The sequence below is a fragment of the Desulfovibrio piger genome (assembly GCF_012843875.1).
Classification (GTDB): domain Bacteria; phylum Desulfobacterota; class Desulfovibrionia; order Desulfovibrionales; family Desulfovibrionaceae; genus Desulfovibrio.
In genome coordinates this window covers 1-552 of the sequence record NZ_JABAFY010000130.1, presented here as the reverse complement: position 1 = coordinate 552, position 552 = coordinate 1, and the positions used below count along the sequence as shown (strand labels likewise).

Sequence of the window (552 nt, the reverse complement as noted above, 5' to 3'; positions counted from 1 at the left end):
AGAACCGGGGCTCCGTGGCGGGATTTACCCCCCGATCTTGGCGACTGGAAAAATACACATCGCCGCTTCTGCCGATGGCGAGATCGGGGAGTTTGGGAGAAAATACTCGAAGCTCTCATTGTCGAACCTGATTTTGAATGGCTCATCATTGATGCCAGTCATTGCAAAGTACATCCCCATGCGGCGGGCGCTGCGGGAGGTAATGAGGCCATGAGCCGCACAAAAGGGGGCTCAACTCAAAAATACATCTGGCCGTGGATGCGCATGGTATGCCGGTCAGAGTTATTGTTACAGAAGGTACCCGAGCTGATTGCAAAGAGGCCTGTGCGTTGATTGACGGGTTGAGTGCCGGGGCACTTTTGGCTGATAGAGGCTACGATACGGAGAGTATTCTCCGCAAAGCAGGTGAATCCGGTTTCCAGGTTGTCATCCCGCCAAAGAGAAGTCGTAAAATATCACGCAACTATGACAGAGAGCTCTACAAAGTCAGGCATCTTGTCGAGAATGCTTTTCTCCATCTCAAGCGCTGGCGGGGAATTGCCACACGATATG

Annotated in this window: 1 pseudogene; it reads left to right on the top strand. The window is 52.4% G+C overall.

Going from position 1 to position 552, the window contains the following annotated elements:
• Positions 1 to 552 (top strand): annotated as a pseudogene (locus HF854_RS12465) (IS5 family transposase); the annotation flags it as partial.